Annotated in this window: 19 protein-coding genes and 4 pseudogenes; 19 read left to right on the top strand and 4 right to left on the bottom strand. The window is 34.6% G+C overall.

From position 1 onward, the window contains the following. The first annotated feature begins 70 nt into the window (after window positions 1-70). The 5 genes from AZF08_RS25045 to AZF08_RS25025 all read left to right on the top strand — a co-directional run bounded on the left by AZF08_RS25045 (window position 71) and on the right by AZF08_RS25025 (window position 5,660). Window positions 71-1,705 (top strand): family 14 glycosylhydrolase, encoded by a 1,635-nt coding sequence (locus AZF08_RS25045; RefSeq protein WP_033675517.1) that lies wholly within the window; start codon window positions 71-73, stop codon window positions 1,703-1,705. Between the two features lie 137 nt (window positions 1,706-1,842). Continuing rightward, complete coding sequence (locus AZF08_RS25040; RefSeq protein WP_033675518.1) at window positions 1,843-3,126, top strand: phytoene desaturase family protein; 1,284 nt, start codon at window positions 1,843-1,845, stop codon at window positions 3,124-3,126. 17 nt (window positions 3,127-3,143) lie between these two features. Further along, the gene (locus AZF08_RS25035; RefSeq protein WP_033675519.1) at window positions 3,144-4,013 is read left to right on the top strand and encodes an RNA polymerase sigma-70 factor; all 870 of its coding nucleotides are present in this window, start codon (window positions 3,144-3,146) and stop codon (window positions 4,011-4,013) included. A gap of 270 nt (window positions 4,014-4,283) precedes the next feature. Further along, window positions 4,284-4,787, top strand: a complete 504-nt coding sequence (locus AZF08_RS25030) for a Nif3-like dinuclear metal center hexameric protein (RefSeq protein ID WP_051725804.1) — start codon at window positions 4,284-4,286, stop codon at window positions 4,785-4,787. 195 nt (window positions 4,788-4,982) lie between these two features. Next, window positions 4,983-5,660, top strand: a complete 678-nt coding sequence (locus AZF08_RS25025) for an HAD hydrolase-like protein (RefSeq protein ID WP_033675520.1) — start codon at window positions 4,983-4,985, stop codon at window positions 5,658-5,660. 31 nt (window positions 5,661-5,691) lie between these two features. Here AZF08_RS25025 and AZF08_RS29375 read toward each other — a convergent pair. Together AZF08_RS29375 and AZF08_RS30950 are read right to left on the bottom strand one after the other, a co-directional pair. After that, window positions 5,692-5,880 (bottom strand): annotated as a pseudogene (locus AZF08_RS29375) (IS1595 family transposase); the annotation flags it as partial. A 348-nt stretch (window positions 5,881-6,228) separates the two neighbouring features. After that, entirely contained in the window at window positions 6,229-6,387 is a 159-nt protein-coding gene (locus AZF08_RS30950; protein ID WP_033675521.1) for a hypothetical protein, read from the bottom strand. Window positions 6,388-6,719: 332 nt separating this feature from the next. On the opposite strand from AZF08_RS30950, the gene AZF08_RS25015 reads away from it, so the two are divergent. From AZF08_RS25015 to AZF08_RS32065, 5 genes and pseudogenes are all read left to right on the top strand, one after another. Next, window positions 6,720-7,310: an O-methyltransferase gene (locus tag AZF08_RS25015; RefSeq protein WP_033675522.1), complete on the top strand. Its 591-nt coding sequence runs from the start codon at window positions 6,720-6,722 to the stop codon at window positions 7,308-7,310. A 28-nt stretch (window positions 7,311-7,338) separates the two neighbouring features. Then, window positions 7,339-8,775, top strand: a complete 1,437-nt coding sequence (locus AZF08_RS25010; protein WP_033675523.1) for a class I adenylate-forming enzyme family protein — start codon at window positions 7,339-7,341, stop codon at window positions 8,773-8,775. Between the two features lie 214 nt (window positions 8,776-8,989). Next, a complete protein-coding gene (locus AZF08_RS25005; protein ID WP_033675524.1) occupies window positions 8,990-10,099 on the top strand; it encodes a toxic anion resistance protein in 1,110 nt (369 codons plus the stop codon). A 24-nt stretch (window positions 10,100-10,123) separates the two neighbouring features. After that, window positions 10,124-10,954 (top strand): DUF3974 domain-containing protein, encoded by an 831-nt coding sequence (locus AZF08_RS25000; RefSeq protein ID WP_033675525.1) that lies wholly within the window; start codon window positions 10,124-10,126, stop codon window positions 10,952-10,954. Between the two features lie 163 nt (window positions 10,955-11,117). Beyond that, a pseudogene (locus tag AZF08_RS32065) lies at window positions 11,118-11,294 on the top strand (DUF6688 family protein); the annotation flags it as partial. An 81-nt stretch (window positions 11,295-11,375) separates the two neighbouring features. Here AZF08_RS32065 and AZF08_RS24995 read toward each other — a convergent pair. Then, window positions 11,376-12,935 carry a glycoside hydrolase family 10 protein gene (locus tag AZF08_RS24995; protein ID WP_033675526.1) on the bottom strand — a complete coding sequence of 520 codons (1,560 nt, stop codon included), beginning with the start codon at window positions 12,933-12,935 and terminating at the stop codon, window positions 11,376-11,378. A gap of 402 nt (window positions 12,936-13,337) precedes the next feature. Between AZF08_RS24995 and AZF08_RS24990 the strand changes: the two genes are divergently transcribed. From AZF08_RS24990 to AZF08_RS24955, 7 genes and pseudogenes are all read left to right on the top strand, one after another. Further along, complete coding sequence (locus AZF08_RS24990) at window positions 13,338-13,643, top strand: PTS sugar transporter subunit IIB (RefSeq protein ID WP_033675527.1); 306 nt, start codon at window positions 13,338-13,340, stop codon at window positions 13,641-13,643. An 11-nt stretch (window positions 13,644-13,654) separates the two neighbouring features. Then, window positions 13,655-14,944: a PTS sugar transporter subunit IIC gene (locus AZF08_RS24985; RefSeq protein ID WP_033675528.1), complete on the top strand. Its 1,290-nt coding sequence runs from the start codon at window positions 13,655-13,657 to the stop codon at window positions 14,942-14,944. A gap of 271 nt (window positions 14,945-15,215) precedes the next feature. After that, window positions 15,216-15,482, top strand: coding sequence for a hypothetical protein (locus AZF08_RS24975; protein ID WP_033675530.1), 267 nt, complete (start codon window positions 15,216-15,218; stop codon window positions 15,480-15,482). Between the two features lie 20 nt (window positions 15,483-15,502). After that, window positions 15,503-16,654 carry an anhydro-N-acetylmuramic acid kinase AnmK gene (gene anmK, locus AZF08_RS24970; protein WP_033675531.1) on the top strand — a complete coding sequence of 384 codons (1,152 nt, stop codon included), beginning with the start codon at window positions 15,503-15,505 and terminating at the stop codon, window positions 16,652-16,654. 18 nt (window positions 16,655-16,672) lie between these two features. Further along, the gene (locus AZF08_RS24965; RefSeq protein ID WP_033675532.1) at window positions 16,673-17,572 is read left to right on the top strand and encodes a BadF/BadG/BcrA/BcrD ATPase family protein; all 900 of its coding nucleotides are present in this window, start codon (window positions 16,673-16,675) and stop codon (window positions 17,570-17,572) included. 372 nt (window positions 17,573-17,944) lie between these two features. Then, window positions 17,945-18,256: pseudogene (locus AZF08_RS24960) on the top strand (glycerol-3-phosphate acyltransferase); the annotation flags it as partial. A gap of 2 nt (window positions 18,257-18,258) precedes the next feature. Continuing rightward, a pseudogene (locus AZF08_RS24955) lies at window positions 18,259-18,630 on the top strand (aminotransferase class V-fold PLP-dependent enzyme); the annotation flags it as partial. 41 nt (window positions 18,631-18,671) lie between these two features. Here the strand turns inward: AZF08_RS24955 and AZF08_RS24950 are convergent. Continuing rightward, window positions 18,672-19,001 carry a YkvA family protein gene (locus tag AZF08_RS24950; protein WP_033675534.1) on the bottom strand — a complete coding sequence of 110 codons (330 nt, stop codon included), beginning with the start codon at window positions 18,999-19,001 and terminating at the stop codon, window positions 18,672-18,674. A gap of 186 nt (window positions 19,002-19,187) precedes the next feature. Here AZF08_RS24950 and AZF08_RS24945 point away from each other — a divergent pair, with 186 nt between their 5' ends. Then, window positions 19,188-19,457 carry a hypothetical protein gene (locus AZF08_RS24945; RefSeq protein ID WP_033675535.1) on the top strand — a complete coding sequence of 90 codons (270 nt, stop codon included), beginning with the start codon at window positions 19,188-19,190 and terminating at the stop codon, window positions 19,455-19,457. Window positions 19,458-19,531: 74 nt separating this feature from the next. Further along, a complete protein-coding gene (locus tag AZF08_RS24940) occupies window positions 19,532-20,842 on the top strand; it encodes a DEAD/DEAH box helicase (RefSeq protein WP_033675536.1) in 1,311 nt (436 codons plus the stop codon). The last annotated feature ends 288 nt before the right edge of the window (window positions 20,843-21,130 follow it).

Genomic DNA, 21,130 nt, shown 5'->3' with positions numbered 1-21,130 from the left:
GTTGTCTGTTTTATAATGAAAGCACATACATTAAGGGTATGATAAAAATAGTTTGAAATGGAGAGAAGAGATGAAAAAACAGTTTTATAGTATTGTCATTTTATTTGCCTTGATATTATGTATATCTTCATTAAGTCCGCAAGTAAGTTTTGCAGCTGTAAATGGAAAGGGAATGAATCAAGATTACAAAGCTTACTTAATGGCGCCATTAAAAAAGATTCCGGAAGTAACAAATTGGGAGACATTTGAAAATGATTTGCGGTGGGCGAAGCAAAATGGTTTTTATGCAATTACTGTTGATTTTTGGTGGGGAGACATGGAAAAGGCCGGAGATCAACAATTCGATTTTTCGTACGCGCAGCGGTTTGCTCAATCGGTAAAAAATGCGGGCATGAAAATGGTTCCTATCCTGTCCACACATCAATGCGGTGGAAATGTTGGAGATGATTGTAATGTATCGATTCCTTCGTGGGTGTGGAATCAAAAATCAGATGATAGTCTTTATTTTAAATCTGAAACAGGAACCGTTAATAAAGAAACTTTGAATCCATTAGCTTCTGATGTAATTCGAAAGGAATACGGCGAATTATATACAGCATTTGCAGCTGCTATGAAACCATATAAAGATGTAATCGCAAAAATCTATTTATCTGGAGGACCAGCTGGAGAACTGAGATATCCTTCCTATACATCTGCTGATGGAACTGGTTATCCGTCACGTGGAAAACTTCAAGCATATACAGAGTTTGCAAAATCTAAATTTCGTTCCTGGGTATTAAATAAATATGGTTCTTTAAATGAAGTGAACAAAGTATGGAGTACAAAACTTACTTCGGTCTCAGAGATTCTACCACCAAGTAATGGAGAACAGTTTCTTATGAATGGATATAACTCTTCATATGGAAAAGATTATTTAGAATGGTATCAAGGTGTTTTGGAAAGTCATACAAAATTGATTGGTGAATTGGCCCACAACGCTTTTGATTCAAGCTTTCAAGTACCAATCGGTGCAAAAATTGCAGGTGTACATTGGCAGTATAATAATCCGCTCATACCTCACGGAGCTGAAAAGCCAGCAGGATATAATGATTATAGCCATTTACTTGATGCTTTCAAAGATGCAAAGCTAGATGTAACATTTACTTGTTTAGAAATGACGGATAAAGGGAGTTATCCGGAATATTCAATGCCAAAAACATTGGTACAAACGATTGCAACATTAGCTAATGAAAAGGGAATTGTACTAAATGGTGAAAATGCTTTAAGTATGGGAAATGAGGCGGAGTATAAACGAGTTGCAGAAATGGCCTTTAATTATAATTTTGCTGGATTTACACTACTTCGTTATCAAGACGTAATTTATAACAATTCATTAATGGGGAAATTTAAGGACTTATTAGGTGTAACTCCTGTTATGCAAACAGTTGTAGTAAAAAATGCTCCTACAACAGTAGGCGATACGGTATATATTACTGGGAATCGTGCAGAATTAGGAATATGGGATACGAAGCAGTATCCAATTCGATTATCTTATGATTCTCATAATAATGATTGGAGAGGCAATGTTGTGTTGCCAGCTGAGAGAAATATAGAATTTAAAGCGTTTATTAAAGGTAAAGATGGAACAGTAAAATCATGGCAAACAATACAACAAAGTTGGAAGCCAGTTCCATTGCAGTCTACTACTTATATAAGTCTATGGTAATTATATTATGTAAACAAAAGATCCTCTAATATGAAATAGAGGATCTTTTTATTTTTTATTGAAAAATAAATCTTTAAAAATGTCACATCACTTCTTCTTTATTCGTCTTGTGTGTAGAACGAGAAGGAGGGATTTACATGGATAAATTTGATGTAGCCATTATTGGCGGAGGTCTGGCAGGATTAACAGCCTCAATTTATTTAGCTAGAGAAGGTAAAAAGGTTGTTGTATTAGAAAAATCAAGTCGCTTTGGGGGAAGAGCAATAACAACAAATAAAAAGGGCGTTCTTATGAATCTTGGAGCACATGCTTTATATCGAGGGGGAGAAGCATTATCGACTTTTGAAGAACTTGGGATCCGTATTCCAGGAGGGATACCTTCAACTATTGCACATGGTATATGGAAAAATGATGTGTATATAGTGCCAACAGATTTTCGGTCAATTTTATCTACACCATTACTTTCATGGTCTGCTAAAATACAGTTTTCTCATTTGATGTTAAAACTCGGAAAATTAGATTTAAATACAATTCCTGTTATGAGTTTAAGTGTATGGGCAGAGAAAGAAATAAGAGACCCAATGATAAGAAATATGTTTTATGCATTATGCCGGACATCAACCTACACATATGCGCCTACATTACAGTTAGCATCTTCCGTATTAAAACAAATACAGCGATCAATGAAAGACGGTGTCTTTTATGTAGATGGTGGATGGGAGACTATTATAACAAAACTAAGAGAGGAAGCTATGAATGCTGGAGTCCAGTTTATAGCGAATAAAAACGTAATTGAAATTGAACACAGTGCCAATATTCAAAGAATACGTTGTTCTAGCGATGAATCAGTTGAAGTTCCTACGGTTGTCATCACTATACCACCAAAAGAGGCCTATAAAATTGTAAGAGGTGCAAAAGACACCGCATTGCATATATGGAAAGAACAATCTGTACCAGTTACAGCAGCTGCCTTAGATCTCGGTTTAAGAAAATTGCCAAATCCATCACATCAATTTGTCTTGGGGTTAGATCAACCTGTATTTTTTACGAATCAATCAAGAGCCGCTAAGCTAAGCGATGATGGAACTGTAGTAGTGGGATTGATAAAATATCAGAATCCTACATTACACATTAGTAATTCTGATGAGGATAAAATTTTGTTAGAACATACAATGGATCGATTACATCCTAATTGGCAACAGGAATTAGTTGTAAAGCAATATTTACCGAAAATAACAGTTGTATATGATTTTCCGCATATTGGTCGTACTGAAAATCCAGGACCTGCTGTTCCTGAAATGCCAGGAGTGTATGTTGCAGGAGATTGGGCTGGTCATGATGAATTATTAGCTGACGCCGCAGTTGCTAGCGGCAAACGAGCAGCACTACAAATTTTAGAATGGAGTAAAGTCACAAATTGAAAGAGAGGCACGTGAGTGTGGAAACAGAGCACTTGTATCAAGCACATAAGCCTTTGTTATTTTCTTTAGCCTATCGTATGCTCGGGAGTGTCATGGATGCAGAAGATATCGTTCATGATACATTTCTTTCATTAAATCAAATAAAAGATATAGAATCTGTTGATAATGTGAAAGCGTATTTATGTAAGATGGTCACGAATCGTGCGATTGATAAGTTACGTTCAGTAGCACATAAACGAAATGTTTATGTTGGCATGTGGTTACCTGAACCACTGGTTGAAGAAAGCGATGATCCATCTGAGACATATATGATGAAAGAATCTATCTCTACAGCGTATCTTTTACTCTTACAACAATTATCTGAAGTTGAACGCGCAGTTTTTATATTACGAGAAGTGTTTGGATATGATTATGATGAAATAGCTTCAATTGTTGATAAAAATAGTGTGAACTGCCGGAAAATTTTTCAGCGGGCAAGAAAGAGCCTAATAGATAAACCCAAAAATTCAAAATTGAATATAAAGCAGATGACCACGTATGTTGAACAGTTTGTTGCATCTTTGCAGCGAGGAGACGTGGAAGGAATGTTAGAAATCTTAAAAACGGATGCTATATTTAAATCAGATGGCGGTGGCAAAGTTACAACAGCAATTAAACCGATTTATACTGCTGAAAGAATTGTAAGCTTGTTCTTTGGAATTGCTAAGAAATTACCAGAGAAACATTCTATTCATTTTAGAATGGTAAACGGTACCCCTGGTATTATTGTACATGTTAATGACCGCGTTGCATATGTACTTTCATTTGAGTTCGAAGATGAAGGGGTTTCCTCTATTTATATGATGGCAAATCCAGAAAAGCTTATCCATTTAAATAGGAATATATAAAGTGAAAAGCCGCAATTTACTCTGTAATCATACAGGAGCTTGTTAGAAACAATATCTTGCATATAATGTTGCGCAGTATATGAATAGGGTACATCACTCATACATGTAGTGGTGTACTTTTTTGTACGTCTGATAAGTGAAGGATGTTAACTTCACATGAATACAGTAAAGATTACATGTATAAAAAAATCATTTTGTATTTTCAGTCCGCTTATTAAAGATTATAATATTTAGAAAAAAATGACTTTTTCACAGAAGGGGATTCTTAACATGAACTTAAAACGATTTGAGGATACCATTAAAGAATTATTTAAAAAAGAATTGTTAGAGGAATTTATGAATGTTGTTGAAGTTGATTATATAAAACAATATTCTTTTTATGATCATGGAGATAATCCTGGAATTGGTGAATTCGATAAACCAATAAGTTTTTCAACACTTGTTCAAAGAATGCAAACGAATCTAAATGAACCAGTAAGAAGTTGGAAAAATAACGAAAGAGAACTAAAAAGAATAGGGGTATTGACTGGTGCGGGGCATGCTTCAAATTATATCAAACTAGCAGTAGAAGCAGAATGTGATGCTTATATCACTGGAGAAGCAACTTTATACACAATCCAATATGCTCAGTTTGTAGGAATTAACCTTATAGTTGGTAGTCATACTTTTACTGAAATATATGGAGTAAGAAGTTTAGTTGAACGTATAAGAGACTTAAATGATGACATTGAGATTGTCGAACTTAAAGAAGAGCATTTTGAACTAAATCACTAATCCTACATGACTTTAATCTTTTATTAGAGCTCTTTTTGTAAAAATTGTTGCTTGTTAGTATTACAAGGAAAAACTTACTTTTTATAGTATAATAGCTAAAGATGTTTACTCGTTAAACGTTCAGATTAGTTGAGTTATTCTATCTTTATGTAAAACCAGAAGTTATTCAGCAATTGTAAAAAGGGAGAGAAATCAATGTTACAATCACTGATTTTTGATATGGATGGAACACTATTTCAAACAGATAAAATTTTAGAACTATCACTTGAGGATACTTTTAACCATTTACGATCACTAAATTTATGGGATACAGTTACGCCCATTGGAAAGTATCGTGAAATTATGGGTGTACCTTTACCAAAAGTATGGGAAACTTTATTACCTAATCATTCCAATGAAGTACGAGAACAAACTGATGCTTATTTTCTGGAAAAATTAGTTAAAAATATAAGGGATGGGAAAGGTGCTTTATATCCTAATGTAAAGGAAGTTTTCAGTTATTTAAAAGAGAATAATTGTTCAATTTACATAGCGAGTAATGGTTTAACGGAATATTTAAAAGCTATTGTGAGTTATTATAATTTGGATAATTGGGTTACTGAAATATTTAGTATTGGGCAGATACAAACGCTTGATAAAGGCGATTTAGTTAAAACAATTATAAAAAAATATGATATAAAAAAAGCAGCAGTAGTTGGAGACCGTCTGTCTGATATAAATGCGGCTAAAGATAATGGTTTAATTGCAATTGGATGTAATTTTGATTTTGCACAAGAAGATGAACTCGCTCAGGCTGATTTGGTAATAGATGACTTAATTGAGCTAAAAACAATATTACCCAAAATCAAAAGTAGCTTATTGAACTATCGGTAGCTTTAGTGTAATAAGGAATACAGCTGTTTCTTTAATGAAATGGCTGTTTTTTTATCTCTCGCGAAAAATTTACAGTGATGCTGTTCGAGTTTTGACAAGCACTGAGCAGCATTTGATTTATTCGCTCTTTTTCCTCGATTTTCTTACTTTGTTGAAGGAAGCTGAACCAATAGAGGTAGTTATCAAAATATTTGGTGGCTACACCTTGAAACCTATCCATCCTTTATTTATCATGTTTTGAATATATATTTTGATTAGTAGTTTGAGAGAATATAGATTAATTGTGATAAAATTCAGAAAAATAATACGGATTAATATACTAAAGTTTACTTTCGGTTATTAAGTTCATTCTGTTGTGGTAAAACTTAACGGGTGTGGTAGTAAATGAGGTAATATGTAGTACAAAAAAGATAGCTAAGGCCTAATGCTTTTCTGCTTTAGCTATCATTCTCTTAGCACTTATATAATATGCGAAATTTTATAAATATTTCTTTGCCAAGTGATTTATGAAGTCTCTTGATTTTTAATTAGACAAGGGAAATACGAATTACATTTAGGGTCATGTACGTTACTTCTCTAACATTTCAAGAGGTACGTCTTTTTCACCTAATACCTCAAATTTAATTTCTCCGTCCTCTTCGTAAATACGTTTAATAATCGGTATAGTTATCATGTGCTTTTTTTGCTGTTTACGTTTTCTAGCAGCATCTAAATTAATCACGTTCATGTAAAAGCATCCTTCCTTAAATGTAGTTATAAACAAAAGAAAATGCGTCCAAAAAAGGCGCTTCTTTGATCTGAAATACCGATTCATATAAATAAGATGTAAATGGTTTTTATAATTGCATTTTGAATATAAAATAATGTGGATTCAATAATTTTCACGTAGAAATTAACTTTACCAAAAAATGAAACAATATGCTACAAAAAAATTCGATTTTTTGTCTTATAGAAGGAAAAAGAATTTCGTTTCGAATATAATAGAAAGTAGACAAACATAATCAACTTTCTCATCAATTTTTTAATTATTAAATTTGTTAGAAAGGTGAGGAATAGCACATGAGTTACTTAGAATCACTTTTGTTAGAGCTTGAAAGATACGGGGAAGAGCATGATAGTAAAAAAGAAAAACGTGAAGAAGGATTACGAAATATTTCTCGTGAAATGGGACAGTTTTTATCCATTTTGGTAAAAGGGTGCAGCGCTAAGCGAGTATTGGAAATTGGTACTTCCAATGGGTATTCAACATTATGGCTAGCAAATGCAGCTGAAGAAACAAGTGGACATGTTACAACTGTTGAACTTGCCTCGGAACGTGTTGCAGAGGCACTTGTGAATTTTGAAAAGGCGAAACTCAGACATCGAATTGACATTCATAATCAGGAAGCAGGAGCCTTTTTAGATGTGCAAGTAGATCGATCATTTGATTTCATTTTCTTAGATTCAGAGCGTACGCAATATATGTGGTGGTGGGAAAATATTAAGCGCATATTAGAGCTGAAAGGAATTCTTGTAATTGATAATGCGACTTCACATGCAGAGGAGTTAACGGAATTCATTCAGATGATTGAAGAAGACGATACATTTGAAACAGTTTTACTAGCTTTTCAAAAAGGAGCGTTTGTAGCCCGAAAAAAGGAAGAGATATAGCTATAACAAACAAGGAGATTAATTGAAAATGCGTATACATTCTTATTTCTATGAACAGGCAAAAAAACATCCTAATCGTGTTGCACTTTCGATACAGCATAATAGTTGGACTTACAATGAATTGGCGAAATGTGTTTCAGAGCGTGCATTAGCTCTTATGCAAGATGGAGCGATACCAGGACAGATTTTTATTATAAAGTTAGAAAATTGTATGGAATGGATTCGAGATGCACTTGCAATTTCAAAAATTGGTGGAATTTTAATGCCTGTTCATCCGGATGTTACAGAGATTGAATGGGAAGATATTATAAGTAGAACGAAGCCCAATTGGATTATCACATGTGAAGAGACACTATGTCAAACGATGGAGCAAAATAATATTCAATTTCCTTTTAGACATGTGAGTAAAGCGGATGAGTTATATTTCTTTGGTTATACTTCTGGCTCAACAGGTACACCGAAAGGATTTGTTAAAAGTCATCGGTCATGGATTTGTAGTTTTGAAGGATGGAGTAAGGCGTTTTCGCTAACTGAAAGTGATCGTGTAGTAGTGCCGTTACATCTATCTTATTCAGCTCAGTTATATCCAGCGCTTCACGCGCTAGCTATTGGGGCTGAAGTTACTTTATTATCCAAATTCACACCAGAGGCATTTTTCAAAGCAAAAGCATCATGTGCTTCTATCACACCTGCTTTAATTGAACCTTTAATTCGTTATACAAAGCAAAAACGAAATGTTCAGGAAACAATTCCGGGATGTGTAATTTCAGTCGGAACAAAATTATTGCCTATACAAAGACAAAAATTTGAGGAATGTTTTTCTAAATCATCTTTATATGAATATTACGGATCATCAGAAATGGGATATGCCTCATTATTAACACCAGAAAATGCAAGAACTGCACCTGAAACAGTCGGAGTACCATTTCCGGATGTGGAGATTGCCTTCTTTAATGAGAAGAAAGAACGAATAGCAACTAATCCAGAAAACTTTGGGAAATTATTTGTTCGATCAGATCAAGCTTTTGAAGGATATATTGAAATTGAAGAACAAACGAACAATACTTTCATAGAAGATTGGGTAACATCACATGATATTGGTTTCCAAAGAGAAGATGGAAAAATTGTTTTAGTAGGCAGAGACCGAGACGTTATAAAAGCTGCTGGGAGTTTTGTATACGCTGGTGAAATAGAGGATGTATTACTTGGAATCACCGGGATTACAGAAGCAGTAGTATTTTCGGAAAAGGATGAGAAACGCGGGGAAATCATATGGGCTGTTATCGTTAAAGAGTTTTCTCGAGAATTAGTAGATATTCAGAAAGAGTGCCGTCAAAAATTGATATCGTATAAACAACCAAGAAATTGGACTGTATTACGACAATTACCAAAGAAGCCGAACGGGAAGGTAGATAAAATGAAATTGAAAGCGGAATTATTGAGTAATAAGCTGTGTAACATGTGAAGAATCCGCCTTCAGCACCTAGCCTTCTAGGTCTTAAGTCTGAGGAAAATTATGTAGAGAACAGGTATACTTATGATAAGAAACAGGGAATGACTGCATAAGCAGGCGTTTATTAAAAATCGATTTCAAACAAGTGTAATGCATGTTGAATACGATATTTTAGATGAAATATAGTGCAAATAATTTCGCACATATAAATAAAGGAGCGATTTTGTTGACTGAATTAGAGAAAAAAGAACCTGTATCAGTAGTGAAGGAGAATGTAGAAGTAATTGTTGATACAGTTATTAAAGATGAAGAACTCGTTGAACTGAATAAAGAAGCCGATATCTATGTACAAAAGTTAAATAGTGAACAAAATACTGACCTTTCAAAAGTATTATCACAACTTGGAGACTTAGGAGATAAAGAACAACAAGCTGCAGGACAAACATTATCAGCACTAAAACGTCCGGTAACTGCAATGATGAATGGAAAGAATGAAGAAATTCCAAATACATTGTTAGAATTGCGTAAAGTGGTATCAGAACTTGATCCAAATTCACTAAAAGCATCAGGTATGAAGAAATTTATGTTTAAGGTTTTTAAGAAAAATCCTCTTGAAACATATGTTCATAAATATCAATCCATCGATAAACAAATTGAGGAGATTATAAGATCATTACTTATTGGACGTGATAATTTACAAGAAGATACAGTCGGTTTAGAAATGTTAAAAGAGCAATCACACGATAAAATTCATGCTCTTGACAAACAAGTATACCTAGGGCGGAAGCTTGCTGGCATGTTGGAAGCAGAAAAGCAAAATCCAGAACGTCAAAAAGATATTCCATTAATTAATGATGCATTAGAGAAAATTCTTGTACGTACACGTAACATGCAGCAAGCTAAAAGTGTATTACTACAATCTATCGCGTCTGTAGATATCATTAAGAAAAACAATGAGAAGTTAACAGAAGCAATTCGTAATGCGATTACAATGACGCAAAACGTAGTTACTGTATCAGCAGCGATTCAGCTTGCATTGACAAATCAACGTAAGACGATTGATGCAGTGAATGCTACGAATGAAGCAATTGAATCAATGGTATTAAGTAACTCTCAAGCATTAAAACAAAATACAGAAGAAACAACTAAATTGCTTGAAAATCCTGCGATCAGTATGGATAAGCTGAGAGAATCATTCCAAAATGTGTTTGCGGCTATTGAAGCATCTGAGAAATCATCAGAGCGCATTATTGAATCTAGTAAGAAGTTTGTTATTGAACTTGACACATTTAATGATGAAATGAAGCAGAAGCTCATTCAGCGTCCAAAGAAATAAAGGGTCATTAGAGGAGGTGAAAAGATGGGTTTCATTAAAATGGTTTTAATACTAATTGGAACGTTGCTTTTAGTTGGATTTACAATCGTTGTCTTGCTTGTGTATTTCGGCCGGAAATTTTATTTTTCATGGACGAAACCTTATAAGAGAGCACACGAATCAATTGAAAAACTCTCAAATAAATCAACACCGTTTTTACACGAATTTACGCAACATCCACTCTTTTATCGTTGGATCCGTACAGAGGGAAAAAAGGAACAAAAAGCATTGAATACTCTTTTCTGTTCTGCGGATCAACGTGCAAGAGAACAAGTTCTCTCTATGTTACCGAAAGATAAACAGAAAAAAGTACACGTAATGGCGAAAAAAACGAAAAAGGTTACAAATGAAGATATTGATGTAGCAGCGATGAAAGTAAAGGGTTTCTTAAGACAAGAATCACAACAATCATCTAAACCAACGGATCTATCGTTTTATAAATTGTATTTTTACGACCGTTATCCGGATGCGTTAAATACCATTCAAGTGTATAAACGTTCAGTTAATCCTTCATTACAAAGAACGGTTGATGAAATTACAATTTCAGTATTACATGCACTTCCGTACTATCAAGAACAGCGCATGTTTGAACAACAACACAAATTGGAAACGTTCTTAATGAAAGATTTAACGGATATGTTGTCACTAGTGGCGCAATTGCCACCATCACAACGTCCTGAAAAAGAAGAAGAATTACAGGTCTACTTACAAAACTTCCAAAAAGAAATGGAAGCAGTAGAGCGTGATATTCGAGACTCCATTGATCATGATTTGAATGTGAAAATGAGAGCGGCGAAGGAGAAGTTTAAGAACTAGTTAAACCCCCTCTTGATAAGTATTCAAGAGGGGGTTTATAGTATAAATACACGTTTATTTGATGTATTATAATACAATGGTTTGAAAAATGGTTGTTTCGTTTGTTTTTATTTGAGATTACTAAGTTGATTCAGTTTATTTATATTTTTTAAGAGTAGAGAGAAAATGGCATAAAGTCATTCGTAATTTTTACGATAAATATGGTTACCCAATTAGTAAACACATCAATACGAAATGGTCAGCTGATTTCATTTATATCATAATGAAGCCGTTGGAATGGTTTTTCTTACTTGTATTATATACAGTAGATAAAAATCCTGAAAATAGAATTCACATTTAGTATAGTGAATTAAGAAAATAGTAGTTTGTTTTTAGAATGTACGGAAAGTAAAATCCCCCACATATAGAGTGGGGGATTTTACTATTTCATTTTAATAGTAGTTTTGTTCGAGGCAGTGCTTTCGTTATGCAATCGATCCAGTGCGGTTACTACATACGTATACGTTTCACCAGGTGTAGCGGTCTTATCTACGTAAATTTCCCCAGATTTTGTTTTTCGTACAGTAGTAAGGAGATTTTCTGCTTTTTGAATATCAATGTCGTTCTTTCCATTTACCCGATAGATTGCATAATACGTAGAGTCATTGTCTCTATCATCGAGGATTCCTAAAGCAACACCATCATTTCTAGAGATAGCACCTTTTAACGTAGGTTGCTCAGGTGGATCTTTATCTAACCAAGGCATTGGTGGAATTAATGCAGGGTGTTCGTAAATGTCATTTTGCAGTCGATCTTTTATTCCTAATGGATTATTATTTATATCTTTAAGGCTAAAATGCATACTTCCTTTTATTTGTGAATATTGATGGTTTAGTGCAATTTGTCTTGGATATTCTTCAGGGTCTGACCATGCGGGAACTGAGTTGTTATTAATTTTATATGCAGCTTGGCCAATATATAAGTGAATTGGTTTGTTTATGGTTTCTTTCACCCACCAATTTAATAAGATGTCATATGCTGCAGGTGCAAAACCGATATTCCAATAGATTTGAGGAGTAATATAGTCAATATATCCTTTTTGAATCCATTCTCGTGTGTCGGCATATAAGTCATCGTAATTTCGTTGTCCAGCGGTTGTGTTAGAACCAGTTGGGTCGTCAGCGATATTCCTCCATACGCCAAATGGACTAATTCCAAACTTCACATACGACTTTTCTTGTTTAATAGCAGTATTTAAACCACTTACAAGTTGGTTCACGTTATCACGGCGCCAGTCTTCTATAGTAGAGAATCTTCCGTTATTATATGATTCATATGTGCTTCGATCTGGGAACTCCTCGCCAACTATTTTGTAGGGATAGAAATAATCGTCCATGTGAACTGCATCAATATTATAGTTTTGTACAACTTCTAATACACTTTCAGTTATAAAATTTTTCACTTCTGGAATACCGGGATTATAGTATAGTTTCCCGCCGTAAGGTATAACCCAATCAGGATGTTGTTTAGCGGGATGAGTTTCTGCTAAACGATTTAAATCGGTGTGGTTCATGGTTATTCGATAAGGATTAAACCATGCATGAAATTCAAGGTTTCTTTTGTGGGATTCTTCAACCATAAATGCGAGTGGATCATAGCCAGGGTCTTTACCTTGTGTACCGGTGAGATATTCGGACCAAGGACCATATTTGGAAGGATAAAAAGCGTCTGCGGTTGGTTTAATTTGTACAACAACTGCGTTCATACCTACATTTTTTACATCATCTAGTAATTTTCTAAACTCTTGTTGCTGTTTTTCTATCGGTAAGTTTGGTTTGGAGGGCCAATCAATATTGAGAACAGATGCAATCCATGCGGCACGTAATTCTTGTTTTTGATAAGTAGTGGGTACTTCAGCATGTGTGGACTTAGGGGTTATGAACAGGAAAGGGATAAACAAGATGACGCTACAACAACTCATTAATAATCTTCTGAAAATCATCGTACGCCTCCTAACATATTCTATTATTAAAACTACTATATCATGTGAATGTAAGATTCGCAATTGAGAAAGTAAAGTGCTAAAACTTCTATTTAATATAAAGTGAAACTTTAATCAGTGGGGTTTTCTTCATCCCCACTGATTATCAGCCCTCACGAATCGGGCTTTTACGGGCAGTTGATCCCCACCTAACTTCTTTGTTTTTTCTCAATTTTGAGGTGGGGGTCTTACAGCCCGTTAATGCAGGATAAAAAATATTTTTGCTGAAATTTCATTTCATCAGAACTAATTTGTCTATATTCTTCATATGATTTTTAATAACGTGAAACTTACTTTAGTTGGTGGTTTGACAATCCTTGAAAAGGGATAAAAATTACTTAAAGCATATAGGAGGATTATGAAATGAAGGTTCTATTTGTATGTTCTGGAGGAATGTCCAGTTCAATTGTTGTAAACGCTTTAAAAAAAGAGGCGGAGAAAAAAGGGATCAGTATGGATGTCCATGCAATTGGAACGAGTGAAGTAGAAGAAGAGGTGAAGAATGGTTGGGATGTTGTAATGGTAGCTCCGCAAGTAAGGCATAGATTTGATACCGTAAAAAAAATAGCAGATCAGCAGTCTGTTCCTTGTGGGGTGATTCCACCGCAGGCTTATACACCGCTTGGTGGTCCGACACTATTAAAAGCTGTAAATGAATTAATTGGTTAGGAGGGAGTTGTATGAATAAGTTTGTCTCATTTCTTGAGAATAACTTATCTGGTCCAATGGCGAGGCTTTCTGAACAAAGGCATTTACAAGCAATTCGTGACGGTGTTATTTCAGCATTACCTTTTATTATTGTAGGAAGCTTCTTTTTAATAGTAGCATTTCCACCACTTCCAAAGGATAGCTTTATATCACTTTGGGCAGCAAAACATCAAGCGAGTATTTTAATACCATATCGGTTAACGATGTTTATTATGTCTCTCTATATTGCCTTTGGTATTGGATATAATTTAGCGAAAAGTTACAAATTAGATGCTTTATCAGGAGCACAACTTGCAGTCTGTTCCCTACTGCTTACATTGACACCTGAACTAATTGATAAGAAAGGATTTATGCTCCCAATGACAAACCTTGGAGGGCATGGATTATTTGTTACGATGATTGTTTCCATTTTATCAGTTGAAATCTTAAGGTTTTGTAAGACAAAAAATGTGATGATTAAGATGCCAGAACAAGTACCACCATCTGTATCTCGTTCCTTTGAAGCACTTATACCTGCTGCTTTCGTTATTATTATTATGAGTATGATTACTGTTGTTTTTAGCATTGATTTACATCATGTAGTCGATAAGTTAGCTGCTCCATTAGTGAAAGCTGGAGATAGTTACTTTGGAGTTATTCTACCGGTGTTTTTAATTACATTCTTCTGGTCTTTTGGCATTCACGGTGTTTCCGTTGTTGGTACGGTTGCACGTCCGTTATGGGAAGTTTATATTGGGAAAAACGCCGAGGCAGTAGCTGGTGGAGCAAGCAATATTCCTTTTATTGCACCAGAACCATTATACCAATGGTTTATATGGATTGGCGGTTCCGGGGCGACGTTAGGACTTGTGTTAGCGATGATTGTGTTTGGTAGATCAAAATATTCCAAAGCGTTGTCAAGAACATGTATTGTGCCTGGTATTTTCAATATTAATGAACCCGTTATATTTGGACTTCCGATTGTTTTAAATCCTATTTTAATTATTCCTTTTATTATTACACCGCTTGTGACTGCCACTATTGCATATACTGCAACTGCGATGGGGCTCGTTACAGCGACCTATATTATGCCGCCGTGGACATTACCGGCCCCAATAGGTGCCTATTTGGCAACAGGTGGAGACTGGAGAGCGGTTGTATTAGTCTTTATTAATATAGCAATCTCATTCCTTATCTATCTGCCATTCTTTAAAATGTACGATAAAAATATGATTGAAGTTGAAAAGAATGGGAATGGTGAACAAGGTTCTGTGAACGTGTAATGATTGTAAATAAGAAGAAATTATATAGTTATGTATTAGTGATAGGCAATTCGTCTATCACTTCTTTCATGATTGAAGTTGAAATTGGTAAGGGGTTTAATCATCAATATACGAAATTATTTACTACAGAATTAGGTATAGGGATAGCTATCGTTTATATGATCATAGCATTTTATTTTTTGAAAAGAAGAGATGAACTATCTATATAAAATCACTTGTAGTAGTTGATAGTTTCATACTTCATTATATCAATAGAAGAAGGTGAAATGATATGAGTATAAAATTCAGTTATAAAAGCGTGTTTTTACTTCTATTTGTAGTTGTTTGCTCAAATCTTCTGTTTACGCCTCTTTTAAAAATGCTAGAAGTATCCCAAATGCATAGCATATGGATCGTGACCAGTATTTCAGCAAGTATTATGTTGACAATCGTTGTATCTTTTATAGATGGTACGTATTCATCAAAAATTCAATTGTTTGTTAGATTTGTATCTTTTCTAGTTGGTTGTACATTGCTTACTTATATGATTGCTTTTTAATAAAATTCGGAGGTAATGCTATGTATGTTGTCGGTTTAATGTCTGGTACATCTTTAGATGGAATAGACGTTGCCCTTGTCCATGTTGAAGGAAGTGGTGAGGATGCAAAAGTGGAACTCATCCACTTTATTACAGTACCGTTTTCAAAAGAAATAAAAAGTGAGATTCAGCAAGCGCAATCGTTGGAAACTTCTCATGTGCAACTCATATGCAGTTTGAATTTTAAACTTGGATTATGTTTTGCGAATGCGGTGAAAATGATTTGTAAACAAGCTGATTTTCCAATAGAGCAGTTAGATTTAATTGGTTCACATGGTCAAACAATTTATCATCAACCTTTTCAAGACGGCAAAATGGTTTCATCGACACTACAAATTGGAGAAGCTGCTGTTATTGCTTATGAAACAGCGACAACGGTTATTTCAAATTTTCGAACGATGGATATGGCAGCTGGTGGACAGGGAGCTCCCCTTGTTCCGTATTCAGAACTCATTTTATATAGAGACGCAACGAAAAACCGAATCCTCCAAAATATTGGTGGAATCGGGAATGTAACTGTCATTCCAAGTCGAGTATCTAAACAAGAAGTGATTGCATTTGACACGGGACCTGGGAATATGGTGATCGATGAAGTATGTCAGCAATTATTTCAGCAGCCTTTTGATAAAAATGGGGAACTAGCAAGACAGGGGGAAGTTGTAAATGAAATGCTTTCGTATTGTATGAATCATCCGTTTTTTATAACGGTTCCACCTAAATCAACAGGTAGAGAACAATTTGGAAAAGAGTTTACCGATGAATTGCTTAAGCGATTTAAGGAGCACCGAAAGGAAGACATAGTTACTACTGTGACGATGTTTACAGCCGCTTCAATTGTTCATCATTATCGAGAATTTATTTTCCCGCATTATCATATTGATGAAGTGATTCTTGGTGGGGGCGGAAGTTATAATATGGCGCTTGTAGAAATGATAAAAGAAGGTTTAAAAGAAGATTGTAAAGTATGTATACAAGAAGATTTGGGTTATTCTTCCGAAGCAAAAGAAGCAATTGCTTTTGCTGTGTTAGCGAATGAAACGTATCATCGTAATCCTAATAATGTACCAAGTGCTACAGGTGCAAGAGAATCTGTTGTTTTAGGGAATATAACATTTCCACCAACTGTGAAATGAGAAAGAGCAGGTGAAACAATGAAGTATATGATTGGTGTAGACGGTGGTGGAACGAAAACAGAAGCAATAGCGTTTAATCAAAATGGGAAAGAAGTTGCAAAAGGAATGAGTCGTTTTGGAAATGTATTGCTAGAGTATGAAAAAGCTCTATCACACATTATAACTGCAATTAATCAATGTCAACAAGGGTTACCTCAGGAGAACTGTGTTTGTATTATTTTAGGGTTGGCAGGTGTCAAAAGTATAGATATTGAAGGATTAAAGAAACGTTTAATAGAGAAGTATCAAACTCATATTGAAATCTATGATGATGCAATGATTGCACATGCAGCCTTATTAAAAGGAAAAGACGGTATTTTAACGATAGCCGGAACAGGTGCAATCTGTTTAGGGAAAAAGGGGGAGACTTACGAATACAGTGGGGGCTGGGGCCACATTTTGGGAGATGCAGGAAGTGGATATTGGATCGCCATGCAAGCATTAAAAAGAATGACAATGGAATACGATAAAGGCATTCCGTTCTGTAGTCTTAGTCAAGCAGTACAAGAGCAGTTTCATATTCACACGCCATCTGATATCAAACAGCTTGTATATTCTTCAGCGAAAGATAAGGTCGCTGCCATTGTACCTCTTGTTATAGAAGAAGCTAGAAAAGGAAATAATGATGCGTCCAAAATTATATTGCAAGCTGGTAAAGAATTAGCAAGAATTACAGTCGATGTTTATAAGAAGATGTCATTTGAAGTGCCAATTTCCATTGCAGTAAAAGGCGGAATACTTTGTTCAGTTCCGGAAATATATGCTGAATTTAAGAGATGCTGCAGGGAGCATATCAATAAAATAAACTTTATCAAAAGTGAAATCTCATCAGCTAAAGGCGCTTATTTTTTAGCGGCAAAAAGATTATCTTTATTTTAAATAGGGATTTGATATTATTTACAAAAAGAGGGTATCGTATGAGCCTTGGGGTTAAAATAGGGGGGGCTATTTAGAATTCTATTTCCAATTTTCTTATTTATAGTATTTATAAATATTATAGCTATTATAGGAATCGATAAAGTTCCATTGTATAAACTGCAAGTTATAGTACCCGTAAGTGTATTTGTAGCCTGGTTAGCAGGATATAGTATACAATATTTTAAATCTTTACGTGTAATTGCATGGAAATTGATAGTGATTACAACAGTAGTGAGTGTTATATGTTATTTTATCGCTTTCCAATATACCTCGTATACATGGGGGATTTTATGAAAATAGCAAACTACTTTTATTTAGAAAGTGAATGATTACATGATCAGTATGAACCAGCTTCTATATGTAATAGGCGCTTATATGGTGGGGAACATGTTAACGGCAGATATGATTACAAAATGGAAATATGGGATAGATATTCGAGAAGCTGGTAGCGGAAATCCCGGTGCCCGTAATATGGGAAGGGTATATGGAAAAGGATATTTTATTGCTACATTTTTAGGGGATGCGCTTAAAGGTGTAATTGTTGTGTATGTAGCAAGCCTCTTCTTTGAGGATTCTATATTTTTATTACTTTCGTTATTAGCAGTTATTATAGGGCATGTATACCCTATTCTCTTTAAATGGAAAGTTATTCTCAGTCTTGGAATTTAATTCATGCATTGCAAGAAGCATTAAAGAGATTTGAAGATGAACATAAGTATAAAAAAATATATCAAACGTATGCTTTTATTGAAAAAGCTGTCAATAATATGGGATTGCAACTTGTTTCACCTAAGGAACATGCTGCACCTATCATTCTTACAATCGCACTAGGTAGAGAACTTTCGTCTAAAGAAATAGGGGACTCATTAGCGTTACAAGGATTCATCATCCATTATGAATCATCCTATTTGCAACAAAATAATTGGGTTCAAATCGCTTGCTTAAATCATTATAAAGAACGTGAAATGAAAAGAATGTTGAATAGTTTACAGATGTACGTGGAACAAGTACATGTATAGTGAAAAGACGGTTATGAAAACCGTCTTTTCTATTTCGTGTATTATGCATGTGCTGAGCCAAATAAGGATTCCATTTTCATTTTCCCTTTTTCTCGAACTCCTGCATCTGTATGTACCATAATATACTTGTGTGCCCAGGCAATTGCTATAACATCGTCTAACAGACCAATTCCAATAATAGCTGCTAGATCCGGGATTAAGTCTATTGACCATACGTAATAGGACAGTGCAACTAATATAATCATCTTGGTTTTAGTAGGTAGTCCTTTCTTTTGTAAGGTGTAATATAAAATAATGCTCTCATACGCACCGGACTTTCCTAACTTTGTTGCACCGTGCTTTAATTTTCTCCATAGTTTCTGCTTCTCCATACAACCACTCCTCATTTTGTCTTTTTTGTTAATTTTGTAAAAGCATATTCAACATTATGTAAAAATATTTAAAAGTTAGAGTTTTTAAAAGGATAGACAAACAATCGATAAAATAACCTTTTTTATTGTTTCTTTCTTGTTGCTAATTTTCATAAGATAAAAAAGGAAAAGATAGGAGAAAGAAATATGGGCATTTTGTTTGATGTGATAGCAGATATTATATTGTTTTATCCGAGAGCAGACGTGAAGCTAAAGCATCATATTGCAAAGCTAAGTGAAGGAGAATGGTTTCGAAAATTACATGAAGACTCAAGATACACATGGCTTATATGGAATAATAGAAAAATCAAGAAATTTATTTTGTCGCCTGCAAATATGAAATTTCTACCAAAATCAAAAGAGAAACAGAAAGAACTGATCCACTTAATTCATAGCGAGCAGGAAAAAAGGAGATAAGAATTATCTTATTTTTCATATTTAGTGAAACAAATGGTACAATGAAAACTTAATGTGAAAAATAAGGAAAAGAAGTGATCTGTTTGAAAAACTTTTTAGAACTAGGAATTAGTGAAACATTTAATCATACACTACGTGAAAATGGGATTGCTGAAGCTACACCAATCCAGGAGAAGGCTATACCAATTGTTATGTCAGGAAAAGATATAATTGGTCAAGCGAAAACGGGAACAGGTAAGACACTTGCGTTTGTCTTGCCAATTTTAGAAAAAATTGACCCTGAGTCAAGTGATGTACAAGCTTTAATCGTTGCACCAACTAGGGAATTAGCATTACAAATTACAAATGAAGTTGAAAAGATGCTTGTTCATAAAGACGATACTAACGTTCTTGCAATATATGGTGGGCAAGATGTTGCACAGCAAATGAGAAAGCTAAAAGGAAATACGCACATTGTTGTAGCGACACCAGGACGTTTATTAGACCATTTACGTCGTGAAACAATTGTATTATCAAATGTTTCTATGCTTGTGTTAGATGAAGCGGATCAAATGCTTCATTTCGGTTTTTTATATGATATCGAAGACATCTTAGAAGTAACACCTGAGAGTAAACAAACGATGTTATTCTCAGCAACGATGCCGAAAGATATTAAAAAACTTGCGAAGCGTTATATGAAAGAACCTGAGATAATTCAAATTCAAAGCGAAGAAGTAACGGTAAATAGTATAAAGCAACGCGTAATTGAAACAACGGATCGTGCGAAACAAGATGCACTGCGTCATGTGATGGACCGAGATCAGCCGTTTTTAGCAGTTATTTTCTGCCGTACAAAGCGTAGAGCAAGTAAATTATATGATGATTTAAAAGGATACGGTTATAACTGCGATGAACTTCATGGCGATTTATCGCAAGGAAAACGTGAACGAGTGATGAAGAGTTTCCGCGATGCAAAAATTCAATACTTAATCGCAACAGATGTAGCTGCTCGTGGATTAGATGTAGAAGGTGTAACACATGTATTTAACTATGATGTCCCTGAAGACGTAGAAAGTTATATACATCGAATTGGCCGAACTGGTCGTGCTGGCGGAACGGGGCTTGCAATTACATTTGTTGCAGCGAAAGATGAAATGCATTTAAAAGAGATTGAAAAAGGCATTGGTACAACTCTGCAAAGACAAGAATTGGAACTACCTGCACATCAAGCACCTGCAAAAAATGAGCATAAGAAAAAAGAGTACACAAAGAAACCAAAGAAAACAGGTCAATATCGTCAAAGAGACAATCGTGAAGAATCCAAAAATGGAAAACAACGATCATTTCATAAATCAAGTAAAAAGAAAAGTGATGCAAAGCAAGGTCAGCAAAGACGAGGGCGATAACATAGAATAAACTTCAAGATAGAAAAGTCGTTTTCCTTTAAAGAAGGGAACGACTTTTTTATTTTTGTGCACAGCAGGTGAATAAATCTAAAAAATATTTTTTCGTTCATTCGATTTTTCTTTATAAAAATTCCATTTGTACTCAAAAATGTAGAATTCAATTTGAGCAATCTTGATATGCTCCCCATTCATTAGGTAGACAGATAAAATATAAAAATCTGCTTATCTAAGGGGAGTATTTTTTATGGCTCGAATGAAATATTCTAAAGCTGAAAAATTGGCGATTTT

It is taken from the genome of Bacillus gaemokensis, from assembly GCF_001590835.1.
GTDB lineage: Bacteria > Bacillota > Bacilli > Bacillales > Bacillaceae_G > Bacillus_A > Bacillus_A gaemokensis.
Note: the sequence above shows the minus strand (reverse complement) of the source record. Positions and strands in the feature narration are given on the sequence as shown.

Bases quoted from the DNA above. Each gene is read 5' to 3' on its own strand.
- AZF08_RS25045 (WP_033675517.1), top strand. From the start codon at position 71: ATGAAAAAACAGTTTTATAGTATTGTCATTTTATTTGCCTTGATATTA.
- AZF08_RS25040 (WP_033675518.1), top strand. From the start codon at position 1,843: ATGGATAAATTTGATGTAGCCATTATTGGCGGAGGTCTGGCAGGATTA.
- AZF08_RS25030 (WP_051725804.1), top strand. From the start codon at position 4,284: ATGAACTTAAAACGATTTGAGGATACCATTAAAGAATTATTTAAAAAA.
- AZF08_RS25025 (WP_033675520.1), top strand. From the start codon at position 4,983: ATGTTACAATCACTGATTTTTGATATGGATGGAACACTATTTCAAACA.
- AZF08_RS30950 (WP_033675521.1), bottom strand. From the start codon at position 6,387: ATGAACGTGATTAATTTAGATGCTGCTAGAAAACGTAAACAGCAAAAA.
- AZF08_RS25015 (WP_033675522.1), top strand. From the start codon at position 6,720: ATGAGTTACTTAGAATCACTTTTGTTAGAGCTTGAAAGATACGGGGAA.
- AZF08_RS25010 (WP_033675523.1), top strand. From the start codon at position 7,339: ATGCGTATACATTCTTATTTCTATGAACAGGCAAAAAAACATCCTAAT.
- AZF08_RS25000 (WP_033675525.1), top strand. From the start codon at position 10,124: ATGGGTTTCATTAAAATGGTTTTAATACTAATTGGAACGTTGCTTTTA.
- AZF08_RS24995 (WP_033675526.1), bottom strand. From the start codon at position 12,935: ATGATTTTCAGAAGATTATTAATGAGTTGTTGTAGCGTCATCTTGTTT.
- AZF08_RS24990 (WP_033675527.1), top strand. From the start codon at position 13,338: ATGAAGGTTCTATTTGTATGTTCTGGAGGAATGTCCAGTTCAATTGTT.
- AZF08_RS24985 (WP_033675528.1), top strand. From the start codon at position 13,655: ATGAATAAGTTTGTCTCATTTCTTGAGAATAACTTATCTGGTCCAATG.
- AZF08_RS24975 (WP_033675530.1), top strand. From the start codon at position 15,216: ATGAGTATAAAATTCAGTTATAAAAGCGTGTTTTTACTTCTATTTGTA.
- anmK (WP_033675531.1), top strand. From the start codon at position 15,503: ATGTATGTTGTCGGTTTAATGTCTGGTACATCTTTAGATGGAATAGAC.
- AZF08_RS24965 (WP_033675532.1), top strand. From the start codon at position 16,673: ATGAAGTATATGATTGGTGTAGACGGTGGTGGAACGAAAACAGAAGCA.
- AZF08_RS24950 (WP_033675534.1), bottom strand. From the start codon at position 19,001: ATGGAGAAGCAGAAACTATGGAGAAAATTAAAGCACGGTGCAACAAAG.
- AZF08_RS24945 (WP_033675535.1), top strand. From the start codon at position 19,188: ATGGGCATTTTGTTTGATGTGATAGCAGATATTATATTGTTTTATCCG.